The organism is Endobacterium cereale (assembly GCF_009617585.1).
In the GTDB taxonomy this organism is placed as follows: domain Bacteria; phylum Pseudomonadota; class Alphaproteobacteria; order Rhizobiales; family Rhizobiaceae; genus Neorhizobium; species Neorhizobium cereale.
In genome coordinates this window covers 71,825-91,159 of record NZ_WIXI01000051.1, presented here as the reverse complement: position 1 = coordinate 91,159, position 19,335 = coordinate 71,825, and the positions used below count along the sequence as shown (strand labels likewise).

Genomic DNA, 19,335 nt, shown 5'->3' with positions numbered 1-19,335 from the left:
CGAGCGGCGCTGAAAAGCCATCGGCACACAGTCCATCCGGCGCAATGAGAAGCCAAATCTGCGGCAGTGTGGCCTATAAGCCAGCTCGTTCGTGATGTTGCTGGCCAATAGCTGTCTGGCGCCGAGATGAGACGCCGCTTTACGCTGGCACTCAGCATACCATAAGCACCGAAATGCAGTCATGCGGAAAGGAATATACGAATGCCCCAGACGATCATCAGCCTGTCCACTCACGGCCAGGGACTGTATGAGTTTACAGATGAGGTGCAGGCCTTCGTTCGCAATAGCGGCATGACTGAAGGTCTGTTGACGATGTTTGTCCAACACACATCCTGTTCGCTTCTCATCCAGGAAAATGCCGATCCGGACGTACAGCATGATCTGAAGGAATTTTTTCGCCGCCTCGCACCACCATCTAGCGACCCTTCCATGCGCTGGATAAGTCATACGACGGAGGGTGAAGACGATATGCCTGCTCATATCAAGGCGGCATTGACGGCGGTTTCGATCGGCGTGCCGGTGTCGGGCGGTCATCTGGTTCTGGGGACGTGGCAGGGCATCTATCTGTTCGAGCATCGTGATCGTCCGCATCGCCGGCAGGTGGTTCTGCATCTGAGTGCGTGATTTGGTGCGTTTGGCATCCGCTGAATTTCTAGCTGAACGACAGATGAACGTTGCCTTCGGAACCTGTTCAGGTGTTGCTTCATAATCTGCACCCAACTCCGGATTGCCGGAGCCGTTTGATTTTGGAGAGAAACGTGACCCATATCGTTGTGAAGGCTGGTCTAGCAGCCTTGGTCGCTTTGACTTCGTTCGGCGCGACGCTGACCGGCGCCGCTGCTGCAGGCCGGATTACGGCATCTATGTTCAGTATCACGACCGTGACCGCGGCCCGCCGCCGCGTGACTGGCGTGACGGACCGCCGCCACGCGATTTTCGCGGCCCACCGCCGCGCCGTGATCGCTGCGATTCTTGGCTGGCGGAAGAAAAGGCAAGCCGCATGGGTCTTCGCCGTGCCCGCGTTGTCGATGTGTCGCGGCGTGTCGTCGTGGTCGAAGGTTTTGACCGCCGCGGTCGTGACCGTATCGTCTTCGCGAATGAACGCGGTTGCCCGGTGATCCGCCGATAACGTTCGGTGATCAAGAAATTCCATCTCCGTCGCCCGTTGATGGAATGTCGCCGCTCTTCGTTTCCGTCTCCCCGACTGGCGAAGGGCGGCTTTTTTTATGGGGAAATTGGTAGACCCGGAGGGACTGCCGAATTCGAATTATTTCAATCCGTTAGTAGGGCTATGGGTCGAAATCCAGCCCCATGCAAATCAATGGCTTAGCAAAAGCCTTGTCCCACATTTTCTGAAGCGATCTGCCCGATTTTTCTCGGCTCTGTGGCAGAGTAGGGGGAGCCGCTGATGGGCACCCCACGAGCATTCCGGGACGTGAAGCTGCAATGGCTTCAACAACTCAGCTGCGACAAGGATTTGAGCGATAACGCGCGGTCTGTAGCGCTTTACATCGTCACCACGCATTTGAACGGCCACACCGGGAAGGCGTGGCCGTCCTATCAAACGATTGCCGAAGCGACCGGCAAGAGCGTCAAGACCATTCAGCGCGCCATCCGTGAGCTTGAGACCAGTGACTGGTTCGAGATCCGGCGCGGGAATGGCATCGGGCACAACACGGAATATCGTCCCTCTGCGGTGTCGATTTTACGCGCATCGGACGCCCGCAAAAAGACGGACAAAGTTGTCACCCTTTACCTAGGTGAAGGCGGTCAGAACCGTCTGGAAAGGCGGTCAGATGTGTCTGGCGAAGGGGGACAGATATGTCCACCAAACCCAGAGAAAGAAAAAATATATAAACCTAACCCGCGCGAGGACGCTCCGCCGCGCGTCGCGTCGCGTCGTCCCCCTCGTATTCTTGGACGAGCGCAAGGTGAGGCAGGTCGAGCTTTGGCGCGCCTGGCTGCGGCGTCATTGCCTCCCATCGCTTGAGGCCGTTGGTGGGGCAACCGCGAAAGGGGAGGTCCGGGTTTGACGTGCCGGGCTACTGGCCACCTGATGAGGGAAGCGACGTGGTGCACAGCTTGATTGCTTTTTTTCAACGCCGTGACTAGGGCCGCTGCGAGACACACGTTGGATCAAGCCAACAGCGTAAGGCGTCCTAATCGTCCTTGTTGATGAACGGTCATTTTCATTTTTGCGGTTAAAACGGAGGTGCGGATCACCCGTACTTTATCTTGACAAAAGTACGGCTATTCCGTATATGTTGTATGCACCCAGTTATCGAAACTCTCGCTTATCTTGCCTCTGCCAAAGACGAAGGCCTTGCCGAGGACGAGCGAGCCGCGATTGTTAGTTATCTGGCGGAAAATCCCGACGCGGGCGATATCATGCCCGGAACGGGAGGGGCGCGAAAGCTGCGGTTTGCTGGCCGTGGCAAAGGCAAAAGTGGCGGGTTCCGGGTGGTCACCTTTTATGCCGATGAAAATATCCCGGTCTTCCTGTTGGATATTTACGGCAAGGGGAGTCAGGCAAATCTGTCTAGAGCCGAACGTAACGAGCTGAGAGAGATTTTGACCGCGCTACCGCAACTGTGGAGGCAGAATGCCGAGCGTAGGGCAGAACAGACAAGGAGACACAGGTGAGCAATTCAAAATCTAGGCTTCTTCAAGGTGCTCGTGAAGCTCTGGCTTTCGCGGCTGGCGAAGCGAGTGGAGAGACTTATGTCGTCCATATACCTGAGGCCGTAGATGTCAGGGGAATCCGTCGTCGCCAAAAGCTTTCTCAGCATGCATTCGCCACGCGCTATGGATTCTCGATTGGTCGGATCAGAGATTGGGAACAGGGTAGGACGCAGGTGGATGCTCCGTCTCGGATTCTGCTGACCGTCATCGACAAAGAACCAGAGGCAGTTGCACGCGCTTTGACGGCCAGTTGAGTTTCCAGCTGCCGATCGCATCGTACTGGGCGATTATCGGCATCGAAAAGGATTAATCTTACGACACCGTCGAGAATCATTAACGATTTCGCGTCCGCCACTTAATCTCTTGCTCCAACCGTCGTTTCTGAAGCGCCATGAAATCGAAGGGTAGAGCAAAGGAAAAAAGAAATCCGGCGATCGCAAAAGACGCGTAAACGTCTGTCAGTCAGTACCAATTCTCCCATCGAGCGCGAGAACAAATGGTTGCTCAACAACAATCAGCCAACCTCTCATATGCAGTTGCGCGATATCCGCCAAAGCTGGGAGATCCACGCCAACCGCGAACTGGCGCGGTCCGGTCTTGATATCCGCGTCGATCATCGCTCGCACCAGGAGCGTGGCCTGGAGATCGAACCGACCGAGCATATGGGCGTGCATGCCTCGCAGATGGATCGGCGCGGCCTCGGCGTGTCGCGCGCCCGTAAAGAGGCAGAGGCTGCGAAGAAGAACGCGGCACTGATCCGGGAAAAGCCGGAGCAGGCGCTGACACTGATCACCGGAGAAAAGAGCGTGTTCGACCGGCACGACGTGGCGCGCACGCTGCATCGCTACATCGACGATGGTCTGGAATTCCAGAATGCCTTTGCCGCCGTCATGGCGTCGCCGGCACTGGTCGAGTTGCGGCCGGAACAGGATTGCGAACTGGCGCGCTATTCGACGAGGAGATGGTGGAGATCGAACACACCATGGCGTCGCGCGCATCTGAGATGGGGGGTGCACAACGCCATGGCGTCAACGCTGAAAACGTCGCGGCCGCTCTGGGCGTACAGGATGACGCAATCAAGGCGGGTGTCGTCGCGTCGCTTCAACAGAGCGTGAACGATGGACGCATGCCCGAACAGGATCGCGAACGCCACGTCTCCGCTGCCGGATTGATCCAGGAGCAGCGTGCCGCCATCGAGCATATCACCGGACCAGAGCAGATCGCCGCCGTTGTTGGCTTTGCCGGTGCTGGCAAGTCCACCATGCTGGCGGCGGCGCGTGATGCTTGGGAGCGTCAGGGGTATCGCGTCCATGGTGCTGCACTCGCCGGCAAGGCGGCCGAAGGCCTGGAGGAATCGTCCGGCATTGCCTCACGCACATTGGCCTCATGGGACTACGGCTGGCAGCGGGACAGGGGCGAGCTTGGCCCGCAGGATATCTTTGTTATTGATGAGGCCGGCATGGTCAGCAGCCGGCAATTGGCGCTGTTCGTCGGCGAGATCAAAGAGAAGGGCGCCAAGCTGGTTCTGGTTGGTGATCATGAACAGCTGCAGGCGATCAATGCCGGCTCGCCATTCCGGGCGATCGTCGAGCGGGTTGGTGCTGTCGAGCTTTCGGAAATCCGTCGACAGAAGCAGGAATGGCAGCGGGTGGCGTCAACGGCGTTTGCCACCCATCGGACGCAAGAGGGGCTGGAGAAATACGCCGAGCGCGGTGACGTGCGGTTCCTTGCCGATCGGGATGCGGCACGCGGAGAACTTGTGTCCGATTATCTCGCCGATCTCGATCAGCGTCCGACCGGTTCACGCATAGCATTGGCGCATCGCCGCGTCGATGTCAGGGCGATCAATGCCGACATCCGCGAAGCTCTGCAGGAGAAGGGCAAGCTGGCGCGAGGAGAGGGCGGGCAGCCGGGGCAGGATAAAAAGCTGGGTGCAGAGCGCACTTACCAAACGAATGACGGCGAGCGTGGGTTCGCGCCTGGTGATCGCATCGTCCTTCTGGAAAATAATCGCGACCTTGCTGTGAAGAACGGCATGTTGGGAACGGTCTTGGCCGTCGAGCCAAACGCAATACAAATGCGGTTCGACGGCAACGGGCTGAACACGACCCGTGACGTCACTCTACCCATCAAAAGTTACCAGGCCTTTGACCATGCCTATGCGACTACTATCCACAAATCGCAGGGCGCGACGGTCGATAGGGCGTTCGTCATGGCATCGGCGACGATGGATCGGCATCTCACCTACGTCGCCATGACCCGTCATCGCGACCAGGTCCGTCTCTATGCGGGGCAGGACGAGCTGAAGGATACGAAGGCGCTCGGCGCCACGCTTGGCCGCTCAAGGGCCAAGGAAACGACGCTGGATTACACCAGGGCGTTTGCCGATCGACGCGGCCTGCTCGAGAATATGACGCACAGCGAGATCGATGTGCGGCTGGAGCCGTCACTGGATCGCGAGGCGAATGCCGGCGTCGAGAAGGTCGAGCCGCTGGTGCCGGCGGTCACTCATGCCAAGACAGTCGAGGAGGTGGCCCGAGCCAAAGCAATGCCATATCTGGAACAGGACATGGAGGCGGTGCGGCAGGTGGCCCGCAACGTTTACGCTCATCCGTTCGGTGTGGCCGCTGTCCTGAAATCGAGGATCATCGGGCAGGAGGTCGACATCAAATTGCTCGGCCGTGCCACCGCGGAAGTGCCGGAACAGTTTGGGCCGCTCCTCGGCAAGACCGGCATGTTTGGCGACAACACACAGCGTAAGGCCGCCCGTCATTATGCCGGTGCGCTGGGCGTTCATGTCGGCTACGCCGTCGAGGCTTGGGAACGCCATCTTGATCGAGAGCTGAAGAGCGAGACCTGGAAACGGGAAAAGCAGGACGCCATTGAGGTGCCGGGGCTTACACCACTCAGCGAGCGCATCCTCAGCGAGCTCGATGCGAAGCCTTATGAGGAAAAGAACGCGTTCTTGGCAAAAATTGTCGAGACGCCGGAAGGGAGGCTGGCACTGGATGAAGCGGGAAGCATTGCATCGGCGCTGCAGAAGCGGTTTGGTTGGCCTGATCCGCAGGATCTGGCCAAGAATGCTGAGCGTTTAGGCCCGGATCTTGTCGACCGCATTCACCGGGTTGTCGACGTGGCACGTATTGCCGATCGTGCGCAGCTGCAGGAGTTGTCTCGGCAGTACGATTTGACGCGAAAGCTCAGCAAAGGTTTAAAATTAGGGCTTTGATTAAGGCAACTGCTTCACGCTCGATGGAGAAGCCTGTCCGGCACCCAGACGGTGACATTGAAGCCGACCGTAGGATCAAAGCTCTCCGGCGCCAGCAGCGCGTTGCCATGCTTCTTTGCAAACCAGCGGGCAACGTCGGCATTGTAGATTTCTTCGACGACCTCGCGAACCCTACCGGCAGCGGCAAGCGCTCCACCGTGCATCATTTTTGCCGTGTTGACGTGTGCCAACTTGCGTTTGGCCGGAGAACCGCCATCGGAGACAGCGACCGCCAGCCGTGCCGGCCCATAGCTTTTGACACGCACTTTCAGACGGGGAGGGCGGTAGGCATCAAAGCGGGCATTGATCTTGGCGATGCGCGCAACGACCTCCTCCTCGCTAATCTGCACCTGAGGCGCCACATCGGCAACAACATCAAGCTGGTGGTCAAAATTCTGACGCGTGATCTCTTCGGCATGACGGGCATAGGCCAGATGTTTGACCGGCAGCGCCTTCAGCCAACGCATGCGCTGCGCGATCGCCATCGACTTGGCGGCTTCCTCACCATACCGACCGATGGAGAAGCTTTCTTTCTTCTGACCCTCATTGGTCATCAGTGTGGCTTGCCAGACGTCTCCCTCTTCGGTCTCGACCCGGCGCACACCGGAGATGCCGCTCTTGTTGTTCTTGCGGATCTTGACCGCCTGTTCGAGATTGGTCGGCGGGGGCAGGGCGGTAATGATTGCATCGCGATAGGCGCGCGCCTGGGCATAGGCGGCATCGGACGATCCGTAGATGCTGTTCTTGAACAACCGAACGATTTTCTTGCCACGCCGGCGCAGCGCCACCGTCCAGCCGCCACCGCGTCGTTCGTTTGGTTCCTCGCGGGTCAGCGCGTAGGTTTCGGCGTCGTCTGCAGGATCGCCCTTTGTCTTTCTGTCACTCTTTTCCGAAGCCAATCGTTCGCCTGCCTGTCTGCTTCACCATGTTCGTTACCGACCATAGGCAGAAAACGAACCTTATCATATTGCCGGTCATTCCAGGGATTGTCATACGCCCGAATGCTGACCGGCCTCAATATGGTCTGCGTCGTGAAATTCCCGTAAAAACACCCTATTTAAAAATGCCGCCTATTTCCGGTTGACCCGTCGCGCTTGCGCCATATTTTCCCCTTCACAAGAAGAGCTTCTATTTCTGCACGCTGTCCGACATTTTTCGGATGGCGTTTTTTCCTTTAGGATTTGCCGGAGCCGACCATGGACAATGCATCTTCCGCCGCCGATTTCATCCAGGCGAGCCGCATTCTCAAGATCGCCTCGCCGCTCGGCGAAGACCAGCTTCTTGCCGAGCGCGTGACGATCGAGGAGGGTATATCGTCGATGTTTGCGATCCACCTCGTCGCCCGCACCAAGAAAGCCCAGATCAAACCGGAAGAACTGATCGGCCGCCTGCTGGATGTTTCGGTCGAGGTACAGCAGGGTGATGGCGAGGCAGGTTCAGCTATCCGCCGCCCGTTTAATGGCCTTGTCACAGAACTCAACGAAGGCCCGCCGATCACCCGTGGCCTACGCTCCTATGCCATGGTGTTGCGCCCGCAGATGTGGCTGCTGACCCGTCGTTCCGACTGCCGCATCTGGATGGATAAAAGCTCTGTCGAGATCGCCGAAATCCTGTTTTCCGAACATGGCATTCCCGCGCCGGACACATCCGGCGTGATCACAGCTCCGCCAAAACAACATTATTCGGTTCAGTTTAACGAGCGAGACTACGACTATCTCTGCCGCCGTTTTGAAGAGGACGGTCTGTTCTACTGGTTCAGCCATGAGGACGGAAAACACAAGCTGCATGTGGCTGATACCGCCAATGGCTGGCTCGGCCCATCAGCCTCGGCACAGGGCGAGGGCAGGGTGCGTCTGGCGCAAGGCTCGTCCGACCGCAACCACATCAACGAATGGGCACGCCGTTTCTCCTATGTGCCGGGTCAGCGCGCCGGCGCCGACTGGAATTTCGAGACCCCGCGTATGGTACCGGGCACGATGACGCCATCTCTGGTGCAGATGCCGGATGCCACCAAGCGTGAGCTTTATGAATACCCGGCCCGCATTTCCTCTGTTGCCGAAGCCGAACGTGCGCAAAAACTGCGGTCGCAGGCGTCGGAAGCGGATCATGACCGCGTGTTCGGTGCCTCCACCAGCCGCATTATTGAAACCGGCCGCCGTTTTACGCCCTACGAAGTCGCGCATCCTGACCATGCCTATGAAGAGCACGTGATCATCAAGTCGATCCAGACGGTGGTGGACCGCTCTTACGAGACCAACAGCAACGAACCGGAATACCGCAACGAGTTCGAAGCCGTACCCTCCCGCGTGCCGATGACACCGCACCGGGAAACCAAACGTCCGCGTATCGAGGGCGCGCAGGTGGCGATCGTTGCCGGTCCCGAAGGCGAAGAGATCCATCCGGACCAGTACGGCCGCATCAAGGTGTGGTTCCCGTGGGACCGTAAGGCCAAGAAAGATGGTTCCGACACCTGCTGGGTGCGCGTGGCGCAGAACTGGGGCGGTTCCACCTGGGGTTCGCAGGTCATTCCGCGCATCGGCATGGAAGTAATGATCGCCTATGTGGATGGTGATCCAGATCGTCCCTTGGTGACAGGAGTGGTGCCGAATCCAAAACAAAAAGTGCCGTATGACCTACCCGCCCATAAGACAAAAAGCGTTTTGCGCACGAATACGCATAAGTCAGGAATGCCGACCCAGTTTAACGAACTTTCCTTTGAGGATGCAGCCGGAGCGGAGAATGTTTTTCTGCATGCTCAAAAGGATTTGACCCAGAAAGTTCTCAACAACCAGACAAGCCGAATCGATGCCAATCACGTGATGAGTGTCGGCGCACACGCGGCATCAGAAGTGTCGGGCAATCAAGCTCAGCAAATCGGTGGGTCTAGCTCGACCACGATCGGAGCCGTCGGCGGTGCCGCAAATGCGGGACTGCAGATGGCAATGTCTGGCCAGTCCGTGCAGACCCAAGCGCTTCTCGGACAGGCAATGCAGCTTGCCATGAGTGCCTTGCAGGCCGCAGGAAACAAGGGGAGCCCCGTTGATACGAGTGCGCTCACCGGCGGCGGGGGAGAACTCAGTCAGCTGGCCAATCTTGCTGGCCAGATCATCGGAAGCGGCGCGGTCGGCGGTCTACTGGGAGCGGTGATTGACGGTTCACGTGGCGGAATTAACAACGCGAGCGCGTCATCGATGGTCTCTGGTGGCGGCGCCGGAATGGCAAGCGCTGGAAGTGAACTCGCCGGCATGGCGAGTCAAATTCTGGGTGGACTGGGCGGTGTGATGTCAACCACGGTTTCTCGCTTTCAGCACAATGCCACGGGTCTCGGGTCGACGGAACAGGTGGGTGTCAGCAAGGTCGTCAATGTCGGACAAACTGCGATCGAAAATGTCGGTAAGGCCAAACGCGTCGTTGTTGGCGAGGAATTGCTGATTGAGGTGGGGAAGTCATCTCTTCTGATGAAGAATGACGGAACAATTGTCTTGAAGGGCCTGAACATTTTCGTTGAAGGCGCCGAACATGTTCAGGTCACCGGCGACATCGTAGACAACAACTGAGCCGCCTATGCAACTCTTCAACAACACACCGTTTGTAAATTTCCGTTTTTACAACTCGGATAGCAGGGGCACCGAATTCGGGGTTCTTGTCGTCAAGGGCACTTATGAAATCGGCAAGGACGGCATTTTGACAATTGCCGACGAGCAGGCACCCCTCGTCCTCTCCGATCGATATTGCGGGGCCGTGAATGTGTCATCTCTGCAAATTCCATCCGACCTTGCGCCGCTGAAGCCGAGGGCCGACGTTATTGTCAACGCTATTGCGCGCGCGCCAGACGGAAAGCCCCTGACATCCTGGAAGTGCGGTGTGGCTGTGACTGGTGAACACCGCCTCGAAAAGCGATTGCGCGTTACAGGTCCGCGTCAATGGATGCCAACATTTTCGGTTCCGGATCACGTGCTTGCCGATCTTGACGGCGTCCAGCGAATGAAAGTGTTTAAGGGCTGGCGGCTTACGGATCCGTCTCCCGTGTCGGAGGTTCCGCTGCAATTCGAGCATGCTTATGGTGGCTTTCGACCCAAAGACGATGATGCAGGCATCACGGGAGAAATCGAAGAACGCAATCCAATTGGCTGCGGCCTGATCGAGACGGAAATGCCAGTGGTCGATGGTCCTCGCAAGGCGCCACAGATCGAGGCAGAAGATCTCCCGATCCAGGATGCGGCGGTGCGATATGCGCCGGAGGGGCTCGGCCCAATACCGCCGGCATGGCTACCACGTCGCAAATTCGGCGGCACATTTGACGAGAACTGGAAAGAACACGTTTGGCCGAACTGGCCTGATGATTATGACTTCTCGTACCATAACAGTGCTCATCCGGATTTGATCTATCCGGGGTTCTTAAATGGGGACGAGGTGATTGACCTGGACGGCCTCGATTTCGCCGGGCAGCGCACTATCCGTCTGCCGGGACATCAGCTCATGATTCAGGCGGTCACCACCGGCGGTGCAGAGCCGCCTGTGCTCATGAACCTCGATACGCTTGTCATTGACATCACCAATCCAGATCCGGACGAACATCGTGTGTTCCTGTCGTGGCGAGCTATCTTCGATCCAAATGCACCGATCGAGATCCGGTGCGGCTTTGCGACATCCGTACAGACCGCTTCGGCGGCGCAAGAACAAATACAAACGCACGGGGCGAGCTCATGAGCGACAAGACATCCGGTCGACGCGATGGAGTCAACATAATGGTCACAACAGGTCCTGACGTGTGTTGGACGCCGATCGGCGACAAAATGGTACCGGTTGCCTATACCTGTGTTGCTTTTCTGGACCCATCGAAGCGTTTGTCGGACGACGTCCGCAACAACAAGCGTCTGGACTTTCAGCTAAATACGCGCTCGCGAAAAATCACCGGACATGAGCCGGGTACGGGCAAAGGTGTCGTGGTTCCGGGACACTTGAAATACTCGCATGTGAAGACCGCCTCCTCTTCGGTGTTCGCGAATGGCTGGGCCGTGGTCCGCGACAAGGATCCCGCCTGGATGAATCACGCAGATATTGGTCCTATCGAACCTCAAAGAGCACTTGAAACTCTGATCGTAAAATCAGTTTGGGACGATTGAACGCTCAATAATTATCATAACGGTGCTCTTGCAGCATATCTCGCGAATAAAGTTCATAGCCCAAAATAGTTAGCCCCTGTCATTCACGTCGGGTCCGGAACAAGGGATTTTTTATGGCGGCCAAGGTCGATATATATCATACGAACGTGACCGAAACGGCTAATAGTATCGGCCTTCTGAACAGCCCGAGTATTCCAGCAGGTTCACAAATCTTTCACCGATCTGGCGCCAATTTTTTCCTGAAGCCTCCCACCGGCACCCCGGGCTGGGATGGGAATTTCGTTTTTTTCACCAATACGGATCTTGAAAAGGCTCTGATCGATAAAGCGGATAAAGAAGAAGCAGCAAAGACCGCGCGACAGAAAGTAAAAAGTCGCACAGGCAGTAACCCGCATGAGAGTAAGCAGACGGCAAATGCCATAGGCAAAGTAGTCGTCTCACCTGCAGCGACGCCTGAGGGAGTTAATCAGGACTCTGGCCTCTGGGACGGTATGGTTTTTGCCAGCAAGCATGGATGGGGATTTGTCAAGGGTGCTGCCGTCGAGTTCGTCACAACGGTTTGGGACACTGCGAAGTTACTTGGTACTGTGGGTTACAATACCAGTGTTCCCGCTTGGGTTGCGTCCCATTACGAAAGCACCAGCGGAAAGCAACTTCCAGGGTGGCTCCCAAAATTCGATCGCACCGCAGCCGTAGCGACCGACACGGTTGAGGGGCTAGAAGCCGTTATCGATGATCCATCTATTCTCTGGCAAGATATCTCGCAATCGTGGTCACAAGGCGATTACGGCGAGGCCCTTGGTACAGGTACAGCCCGCCTCGGAATGCTCGTTGCCGGCCCAGAAGAATGGGCGGCCAAGGCTATTACCACCTTGAGCAAGACGGCAAAGCTTGCAAGCCGGGTCGGCCGAATAGAAGAACTGAGCAGCAAAGTCGTCTCCGACGCGCGAAAAACCGGCAAATGGGATGGCCCTGTCAAGGGAATGCGCGAGGGTGGCGCTCTGGACGATTTTCTTGCCAAAGCGACACCTGACGAAATCGATATGCTGGAGCGACAGGGGCTGATTTCGGCGGAGGAAGCTGCCAAGGCACGTGCCGCCAAGCCGGAGAAGCCCAATGGTGACGGTGACAGGACAAAGCGTGACAAAGATCCCGAAGAGGTTGAAGCCGATCCGCAGGAGCCCAAGAAGAGTGGTGAACCGGTTATCGTCACGCGTGGTGAATATGTCGAAAATTTTCCAGAATTCTACCTCAACGGTACGATCCAGCTAGATCTGCGCCGTCACTATGGGCACATGCGCGATACGCTCGGCCCACTTGGTCGCAATAGAACCTGCGTCTTTGACCAGACATTTGAGGTTCGCAACGATAACAAGCTTCTTTTCCGAGATGGCGAAGGGCGTCGTATTGTTTTCCGCCGTCCATTTGGCTTTGCAGCTTCTCAAAATGCGAAATATCGCCATCTGAGTTTGACAGCGCCTTGGCTGAAGAAGCTGAAGCTTGATGACGGACAAACGGTGCGCTCGTTTGAACAGGGCAAGGACAAGATATATCGCCTTGTGGCGATCGAAGATGCGAGCGGCAACACGATTGTCTTGGAGCGGCGCGAAGACCTTCTTGAAAGCGCCGCGCATTCTGATGGTTTCAAGCTTGTTTTCGATAACAATGGCGACGGGCAGCGAACAGCTATAACGCTGGAGGAGGGCGGTGCCCAGAAGCGGCTCGTCACTTACACCTATGATACTTCCGGTAACATGACTCAGGCGGATTGCACCGCCTCGTTCACCGTGACCTACACCTACGACGATGCCGGCCGACTAATGACGTGGCGGGATTCGACTGGCAGATCCAGGCTCGAGCTCATTTACGATGATGCCGGCCGGGTACTGAAAACCGAAACGAACGGACCTTTCCATAACGATTGCTTTTCATACGATCCCGCAACGCGGCGCACTCATTATCGTGCGGGCGGCGGAGATACCGCGGAGCGCTCCGACTACGACGCTGACGAAAACATCCTGGCCGAGACCGATGCGCTCGGCAACGAGATACGCCACAGTTACGCCGGGCACTATCGCACGGCGACAGTTGACCCACTGGGGCACACGACACGTTATGCGTGGGATATCGACGGAAATCTTTCCGAACTCATAGATGCGGAGGGGCGCAGAACGCGGTTGCGCTGGGACGGGCCGGGGCGATTGCAGGCGGTCTCTCTTGCCGGTGCCGGCGACGGCTGGCGTTTCACCCGCGACGACGCTGGGCGGGTCATAGAAGCAATCGATCCCAACGGCGCGATCACGCGTCATGATTGGACGACAGCGGGCAGGTTGGCTGCGACCCTTAGGCCGGATGGAACCACCGAGCGGTGCGAGTATGATGCCCGCCACCGGCTGATTGCGATCATCGATGCCGCCGGTGGCGTGACGCGACTGCGGCGCGACGATCCGTTCGGTCGTGTAACCAGTGTGATCGATCCGCTGGGCACGCGCACCACCTACGCCTATAGCGAGACGAACGGCGCGCCTTTCGATACGCCGGCACAAGTTGTCCGGCCTGACGGCGTCACCCTCAGCCGCCGGTTCGACAGCGAGGGCGAGACCGTCGATGTGACCGATGGCGAAGGGCGGGTGACTCAATATGCCTACGGTCCTTTCGATCAGCTTCTCTCGGTAACGGACCCGCTCGGCGGCAAGCTGTCGCTCACCTACGATGTGCGTGGCGATCTCGTTCGTATCGACAATGCGAATGGACGGCGGTTCACCTATGAACGCGACGCGGCCGGGCGGGTTATTGCAGAGACTGATTTCGACGAGCGTACGATCCGCTACGAGCGTGATGTGGCGGGCCGAGTGATCCGGCAGACCAATGGTGACGGATCCTGCGTCACCTTCGCCTATGACGCGGCTGGCCTTCTGACTGAACGTTGTGGTTATCAGCCGGGGGAGGCCTCGGACATGCATCCGCCGCAGACTCGCGAACGCTTCTCCTATGACGGCGCAGGCCGACTGTTGGGCGCCGACAACGAGGAGGCGACGGTTCGATTCACCCGTGATGAGGCTGGTCGGATCGTGACGGAAGAGGTCAACGGGCGCGTTGTGGAGCACGGCTACGACGCTCTTGGCCGCCGTACCGAGCGTCGGATTGGTGGCTCACTCGCCGCCTATGCCTATGATCCACTTGGCGCTTTGAGCGAATTGACCCTGTCGGGCGGCGGTTCTGACGCTAATGCCGGACTCACGGAGGCAATTGCCTTCCAGCGCGACGCGCTTGGCCGTGAGACCGGGCGGATCGCAGGTGATTTTGCCCTGCGCCAGGTGTTCGACACTGCAGGCCAGCTAACCCGACAAAGTGTTGCCACGCGAGGAGCAGCACCCTTCGAGCGGCAATACGGCTGGAACAAGGCTTTCGAGCCCTTGAGCGTCAGCGATCCGTTATGGGGCGGTACGCGCTACAGCTATGATAACAATGGCCAGGTGAGCGAGGCCCGCCATGGCGAGGGGTTGCCGTCGCCACAGGATCTTGCCGCGGGCTTCTTCGGTCTCGCTGGCGAGCGGGTCGAGATCGAGCGGTTCGAATATGACGCGGCGCATGATGTGGCCGCCTCCGACACGGCGTTGGCGGGTGAGCCGGAAGGCCGTTCGCTCTCGCCGTGGCTGAGGAGTGCCGGAGGCAAGGTAAGGGCTGCGCGTGGGCCGGCCGGCAAGCGCATTCTGCTGACCCATGACGATCAGGGCAGGGTGATCGAGCGGCGGGTGGAGCGGAACGGCTTTCGCCCAAAAGTCTGGCGGTTTGGCTGGAACGCCCTCGACCGCCTCATCTGGTGCGATACGCCGGAAGGTGCGCGCTGGCGCTATGGCAGCGATCCGTTCGGCCGGCGACTGTGGAAACGCTGCGACAACGCGCGAGCGCAGGGTCAACCCGTCAAAGGCGTCGGTAAGGTGGGCGGGACACGCCCCGCCCAGCACGGCGAGGCGTATTTGTGGGATGGCGATGTCATCGCCGAGGCGGCACCGCTTTATGCTGACGGCACCCCGGCCTGGGAAGCCGCAGTCTCCTGGCACTACGAGCCCGGCGGCTTTCGCCCGCTGGCCCGCCAGAGTGCCGAGGGCGTTCATCACGTCGTCACCGATCCTCTCGGCACGCCGCGCGAGCTTTACGACGGGACGGGAGAACGGATCTGGTCCCGAGCGCACTGGCTCTGGGGCGGCACGCGCGCCAGGCAGATAGCGGGGATTGCAGCCAAAGATGACGGGGATCATGAGGCCGGCGACGCACTTTGCCCGATCGGTTTTCCGGGGCAGTGGCAGGATGCGGAGAGCGGTCTCTGCTACAACCGTCACCGCGTCTATGACCCCGACGCCGGACAATATCTCTCGCCGGACCCGATCGGCCTGGAGGGTGGCGTCCGGCCTCAGGGCTATGTCGATGGACCGACCGCCTGGATGGACCCGCTGGGGCTTGCAAAGTGTCAGGTCCTTCAAGAGTTGGATGCGCTACAAACGCAGCAGGGACCAGACTCGCATTTTCTGGATCGCCATGGTGCACAGACGACATTGAAAGACCAGCAGATCCGGGCCCAGACAGGATTCACGCCAGATAAGAAGGTTGGAAAGCCAGTGCCCTCTTCTCGTTTTTACACCCATTCAGACCAGTTGGATGCGGCCAAGCGAGCAATCGCAATGTATAAGCAAAACCCACAAGGACGCATTGATATCCCTATGGGGCGACCGATGGGCGAAGGATATCTTAAAGGTGGCACGCAATACTTTACGTCGGACACCGTGCGGGCGTATTTTGACCCGAGCGGGAACTTGATGACAATATTCCCATTGAAATGAAAAATGAATCTATCGACCGCAGATTTGGAGCAAGAATTGGAAAAACGGGATGCATACAGCGCTCATAGCGCCATGTATATTACAGCAATCAGTAATTACGACGAGGATTACATATACCAATACTTTCAAGAGCTCGAGAAGAGTAGTGATAGCTATGCAATTATCGATAAAATCATTGAGATGTTTGTCATCCCGCACATGCAAGTTATGAACCAAGCATCTTTTAAAATGCACAAAGAAGCTCTTGAATTCCTTATTGAAAACCCACCAAGCGTAGAAGATGTAGATGATTTGAATGAAGCAGCAGCCTACCTTTTTGGGTTGCCGGAGGACGAAGGCGCGCTCAAGTACCTTTTTAATCGCATCTACGACGAATTTTTCAAGGACAGAGACACCCCGCTCTCCACCAAAGATAAATGAGTTAGGGCGTGAGTGTAGGTAATATTCTGCCATGGCGATCTGTTATCCGCAGAGGGAGCAGAAAAAATGCGCTCGATCGATGTTTCCGATCTCAGAAGCAGGTAAGAAGATGATCTCCATCAAGTCTATTAGCGACGAAGTTGATCCGTATTCACTTGGATTTATACAATTTTCAGATAATGGAAAAATGTCTGGAATTTTACATAATAGACAGATGTACATTTTGTATATAGGAGCTTCAGACTGCTTCGATCGCATGCTTCGTTCTGTAAGGGAAAATAAATCTTTATCTTACTATTTCGAAGGAGGATCTCTATTTAATTGCAAAACCAAAGGAAGTTTTATTTATATTGATTACCTGGGGTTTTCTGGAGAGTATAGCCGCGCAGAGTTGTTCGCGGCATGTAACTCATTTTTCGTCCAGTCCTTTCAGGCGCTTTCTGCCGCAGGCTATGGCGACGATCCGGTTACAGAGGATCTTCTGTTGCTGGCGAAGTCCTATGAATTATGAAATCACCGGCCGGCGACCGTGGAGACGCTGCGTCAACGCGCGACCGCAGAGCCGTGGACAGGACACGCTCCACCCCGCACGGCGAGGCATATTTATGGGATGGCGATGTCATCGCCGAGACGGCACCGCTTTATGCTGACGGCACCCCGGCTTTACTTTAGCCCAAGATCGCCCGCACTCTTATAGCCATCGATAAGCATTACAGTTCCATAGCCAGCCTACCGCCAGCATTTCGTCCCTCTAAATGCAACGCATTATCTGATGTTTAGCAGAAATGGGCCATTGGTCGAAGGTTCAATTCCCTTCAAAAGCTTAGCTAAACCCAATTGGTTTGCAGTCGCCCCGAAGCAGTCATCCAGTACGGCCCCTTTGCCCAGGCCACTCTCACATCGCCATGTGCAGATCCCATATCTGCATCAGTGCTGTCACAGCTTCGTTGATATCGCCGCCATCAGCACCGTCCCGTGCTTCAAATGCGATACCCATCAGAAAGGTATGAAACAGGGTCGCCAACCCACGTACATTCGTGGTGCTGACAAGCTCGCCTGCATCGACCGCACGCCTGATGCAGGTTTCGATGCCCCCACGATTTCGCATCCGGTCAGCTGCGAGCACATCATCTACGTGACGATTTTCGGGCGCACAGTTGTTGGCCCCCAAGATCATCAAGCATCCTGGCGGGTGCGTCTTGTCGGTTTGCATCCTTGCTGAAAGCCTCAGAGCCGTCTCGATAGCTTCGCGTGGTGGCAGAGCCTCATTTTTTAGGCTTGCAGTTACGCGCCCGTAGGAGGCCTGATAGCGCAGGACGACCTCGTCGAAGAGGGCTTCCTTAGACCCGAAGGCCGCATAAAAACTTGCTGGAGAAATGTCTCCCATCGCGGCTTTCAGTTGATTGAGAGAGGTCGGCTCATAGCCCTGCTCCCAGAATAGGATCATCGCGGCATCCAGTGCCTTGTCTCTGTCAAACGCCCTTGGTCGCCCCGTTCGAGCCATAACGTGCCTCCGTGAATTTATTCTGTACTATTCGATCCAGAATATCTTGCCAAGGGTGTTTGATATCGATATCTGGATCGCTCGATACACATATCAAGGTTCATCAAATCAATGAAAACGACCGGATCTGAAAACGACGCCCAACGATTGCCTGTTGCTGGGTTACTCGCACTGGCGATGACTGGCTTTATTTGCATTCTCACAGAGACGCTCCCCGCTGGGCTACTGCCACAGATCACTGAGGGTCTGGGCGTTTCTCCATCCCTTGCTGGCCAGATGGTGACTGTCTACGCCCTCGGTTCGCTGCTCGCGGCGATCCCTTTGACCATTGCCACAAGCAGTTGGCGGCGCAGGACAGTCCTGCTGTCCACCATCATTGGGTTTTTGATCTTCAACTCTGTGACAGCGATTTCGTCCAACTACACGCTAACCTTGGTCGCACGTTTCTTTGCCGGCGTCGCCGCTGGTTTGGCCTGGAGCCTTTTGGCAGGCTATGCACGACGCATGGTCCCTGCACATCAACAGGGCAAGGCGATGGCGATCGCTATGGTAGGAACGCCGATCGCGCTGTCGCTTGGCGTGCCGATGGGGACATGGCTTGGTGCGCAGGTCGGCTGGCGAACCGCTTTTTGGATCATGTCGATATTGACATTGGTCCTGATCGGTTGGGTCGTGATGAAAGTGCCGGACTACCCAGGCCAGAAGAAGGGTGATCGACTGCCCCTGCCTCGCGTATTTTCGACCCCCGGCGTTCGACCCGTCCTTGCCGTTGTCGTTGCATGGATGCTCGCTCACAACATCCTTTATACCTATATCGCGCCCTTCGTTCAGTCGGCGGGGATGCAGGATCGGGTCGACCTTGTTCTCTTGGTATTTGGATTGGCTGCGCTCGTCGGCATCTGGGTGGCGGGAAAGCTGGTCGACCGTCTCCTGCGAGTAACCGTGTTGACCAGTCTGGCCGCCTTTGCACTGGTATCTCTGCTTTTCGGGATCGTTTCGATGTCGTTTTGGTCGATATATGGTGGCGTTGCCATTTGGGGCCTGACATTCGGCGGCGCCGCAACGCTCTTGCAAACCGCCCTGGCAGACACCGCGGGTGATGGTGCAGATGTTGCACTGTCAATGAACGTCGTCGCCTGGAATGGAGCCATCGCAGGCGGCGGAATCATGGGCGGTGTTCTTTTGGATGCCTATGGACCCACAGCGTTTCCATGGGCGCTGACCGTTCTGCTGATCATCGCCCTTTTGATCGCCTGGTCCGGACAGGCGCGCGGATTTACTCCGGGTGCACGCACCTCCGACGCAAAGGTGGGGGGACACTGACGCTTCACGAAGACATGGATCGGTCCTATCGTTGCAGCGATGGGGCCGAAACACGACCGCGACCGAAATGCGGAGCCATGTCTCCCATTGGCGCATAGTAACAACGGGTCAGCGGTTCGATTCCGTTCAAGTGCTTAAACGTGCTGCCAATACCACCATCGGCATTCTTCG

Annotated in this window: 14 protein-coding genes and 1 pseudogene; 13 read left to right on the top strand and 2 right to left on the bottom strand. The window is 57.2% G+C overall.

Going from position 1 to position 19,335, the window contains the following annotated elements; translation table 11 throughout:
• The first annotated feature begins 201 nt into the window (after window positions 1-201).
• From GAO09_RS26660 to traA, 6 genes and pseudogenes are all read left to right on the top strand, one after another.
• Window positions 202-624, top strand: coding sequence for a secondary thiamine-phosphate synthase enzyme YjbQ (locus GAO09_RS26660; RefSeq protein WP_153359556.1), 423 nt, complete (start codon window positions 202-204; stop codon window positions 622-624).
• 134 nt (window positions 625-758) lie between these two features.
• Window positions 759-1,118, top strand: a complete 360-nt coding sequence (locus tag GAO09_RS26655; RefSeq protein WP_420796180.1) for a hypothetical protein — start codon at window positions 759-761, stop codon at window positions 1,116-1,118.
• A gap of 290 nt (window positions 1,119-1,408) precedes the next feature.
• Window positions 1,409-1,990, top strand: coding sequence for a helix-turn-helix domain-containing protein (locus GAO09_RS26650; RefSeq protein WP_235938520.1), 582 nt, complete (start codon window positions 1,409-1,411; stop codon window positions 1,988-1,990).
• 245 nt (window positions 1,991-2,235) lie between these two features.
• Window positions 2,236-2,643: a type II toxin-antitoxin system RelE/ParE family toxin gene (locus GAO09_RS26645; protein ID WP_338015108.1), complete on the top strand. Its 408-nt coding sequence runs from the start codon at window positions 2,236-2,238 to the stop codon at window positions 2,641-2,643.
• Window positions 2,640-2,936, top strand: a complete 297-nt coding sequence (locus GAO09_RS26640; RefSeq protein ID WP_338015107.1) for a helix-turn-helix domain-containing protein — start codon at window positions 2,640-2,642, stop codon at window positions 2,934-2,936. The genes GAO09_RS26645 and GAO09_RS26640 overlap by 4 nt, the downstream gene beginning before the upstream one ends.
• 171 nt (window positions 2,937-3,107) lie before the next feature.
• Window positions 3,108-5,911, top strand: a pseudogene (gene traA, locus GAO09_RS26635) (Ti-type conjugative transfer relaxase TraA).
• Window positions 5,912-5,925: 14 nt separating this feature from the next.
• Here traA and GAO09_RS26630 read toward each other — a convergent pair.
• On the bottom strand, window positions 5,926-6,849 hold the full coding sequence (locus GAO09_RS26630) for an AP2 domain-containing protein (protein WP_153359553.1): 924 nt from the start codon (window positions 6,847-6,849) through the stop codon (window positions 5,926-5,928).
• A gap of 297 nt (window positions 6,850-7,146) precedes the next feature.
• Between GAO09_RS26630 and tssI the strand changes: the two genes are divergently transcribed.
• From tssI to GAO09_RS26600, 6 genes are all read left to right on the top strand, one after another.
• Window positions 7,147-9,507 (top strand): type VI secretion system tip protein TssI/VgrG, encoded by a 2,361-nt coding sequence (gene tssI, locus GAO09_RS26625; protein ID WP_153359551.1) that lies wholly within the window; start codon window positions 7,147-7,149, stop codon window positions 9,505-9,507.
• Window positions 9,508-9,514: 7 nt separating this feature from the next.
• Window positions 9,515-10,660 (top strand): DUF2169 family type VI secretion system accessory protein, encoded by a 1,146-nt coding sequence (locus GAO09_RS26620; protein ID WP_153359550.1) that lies wholly within the window; start codon window positions 9,515-9,517, stop codon window positions 10,658-10,660.
• Complete coding sequence (locus tag GAO09_RS26615) at window positions 10,657-11,076, top strand: PAAR-like domain-containing protein (protein WP_153359548.1); 420 nt, start codon at window positions 10,657-10,659, stop codon at window positions 11,074-11,076. Before GAO09_RS26620 ends, GAO09_RS26615 begins: the two co-directional genes overlap by 4 nt.
• A 113-nt stretch (window positions 11,077-11,189) precedes the next feature.
• Entirely contained in the window at window positions 11,190-15,917 is a 4,728-nt protein-coding gene (locus tag GAO09_RS26610) for an RHS repeat-associated core domain-containing protein (protein WP_153359546.1), read from the top strand.
• Window positions 15,918-15,920: 3 nt separating this feature from the next.
• The gene (locus GAO09_RS26605) at window positions 15,921-16,337 is read left to right on the top strand and encodes a hypothetical protein (protein WP_153359544.1); all 417 of its coding nucleotides are present in this window, start codon (window positions 15,921-15,923) and stop codon (window positions 16,335-16,337) included.
• A gap of 31 nt (window positions 16,338-16,368) precedes the next feature.
• The gene (locus GAO09_RS26600) at window positions 16,369-16,848 is read left to right on the top strand and encodes a hypothetical protein (protein WP_153359542.1); all 480 of its coding nucleotides are present in this window, start codon (window positions 16,369-16,371) and stop codon (window positions 16,846-16,848) included.
• A 384-nt stretch (window positions 16,849-17,232) separates the two neighbouring features.
• Here the strand turns inward: GAO09_RS26600 and GAO09_RS26595 are convergent, their stop codons facing one another.
• Window positions 17,233-17,784: a TetR/AcrR family transcriptional regulator gene (locus GAO09_RS26595; protein WP_209018862.1), complete on the bottom strand. Its 552-nt coding sequence runs from the start codon at window positions 17,782-17,784 to the stop codon at window positions 17,233-17,235.
• A 168-nt stretch (window positions 17,785-17,952) separates the two neighbouring features.
• Here GAO09_RS26595 and GAO09_RS26590 point away from each other — a divergent pair, with 168 nt between their 5' ends.
• On the top strand, window positions 17,953-19,164 hold the full coding sequence (locus GAO09_RS26590) for an MFS transporter (RefSeq protein ID WP_209018861.1): 1,212 nt from the start codon (window positions 17,953-17,955) through the stop codon (window positions 19,162-19,164).
• Window positions 19,165-19,335 lie beyond the last annotated feature (171 nt).

Bases quoted from the DNA above. Each gene is read 5' to 3' on its own strand.
- GAO09_RS26590 (WP_209018861.1), top strand. From the start codon at position 17,953: ATGAAAACGACCGGATCTGAAAACGACGCCCAACGATTGCCTGTTGCT.
- GAO09_RS26600 (WP_153359542.1), top strand. From the start codon at position 16,369: ATGGCGATCTGTTATCCGCAGAGGGAGCAGAAAAAATGCGCTCGATCG.
- GAO09_RS26650 (WP_235938520.1), top strand. From the start codon at position 1,409: ATGGGCACCCCACGAGCATTCCGGGACGTGAAGCTGCAATGGCTTCAA.
- GAO09_RS26660 (WP_153359556.1), top strand. From the start codon at position 202: ATGCCCCAGACGATCATCAGCCTGTCCACTCACGGCCAGGGACTGTAT.
- GAO09_RS26595 (WP_209018862.1), bottom strand. From the start codon at position 17,784: ATGATCCTATTCTGGGAGCAGGGCTATGAGCCGACCTCTCTCAATCAA.
- GAO09_RS26615 (WP_153359548.1), top strand. From the start codon at position 10,657: ATGAGCGACAAGACATCCGGTCGACGCGATGGAGTCAACATAATGGTC.
- GAO09_RS26620 (WP_153359550.1), top strand. From the start codon at position 9,515: ATGCAACTCTTCAACAACACACCGTTTGTAAATTTCCGTTTTTACAAC.
- GAO09_RS26610 (WP_153359546.1), top strand. From the start codon at position 11,190: ATGGCGGCCAAGGTCGATATATATCATACGAACGTGACCGAAACGGCT.
- tssI (WP_153359551.1), top strand. From the start codon at position 7,147: ATGGACAATGCATCTTCCGCCGCCGATTTCATCCAGGCGAGCCGCATT.
- GAO09_RS26605 (WP_153359544.1), top strand. From the start codon at position 15,921: ATGAATCTATCGACCGCAGATTTGGAGCAAGAATTGGAAAAACGGGAT.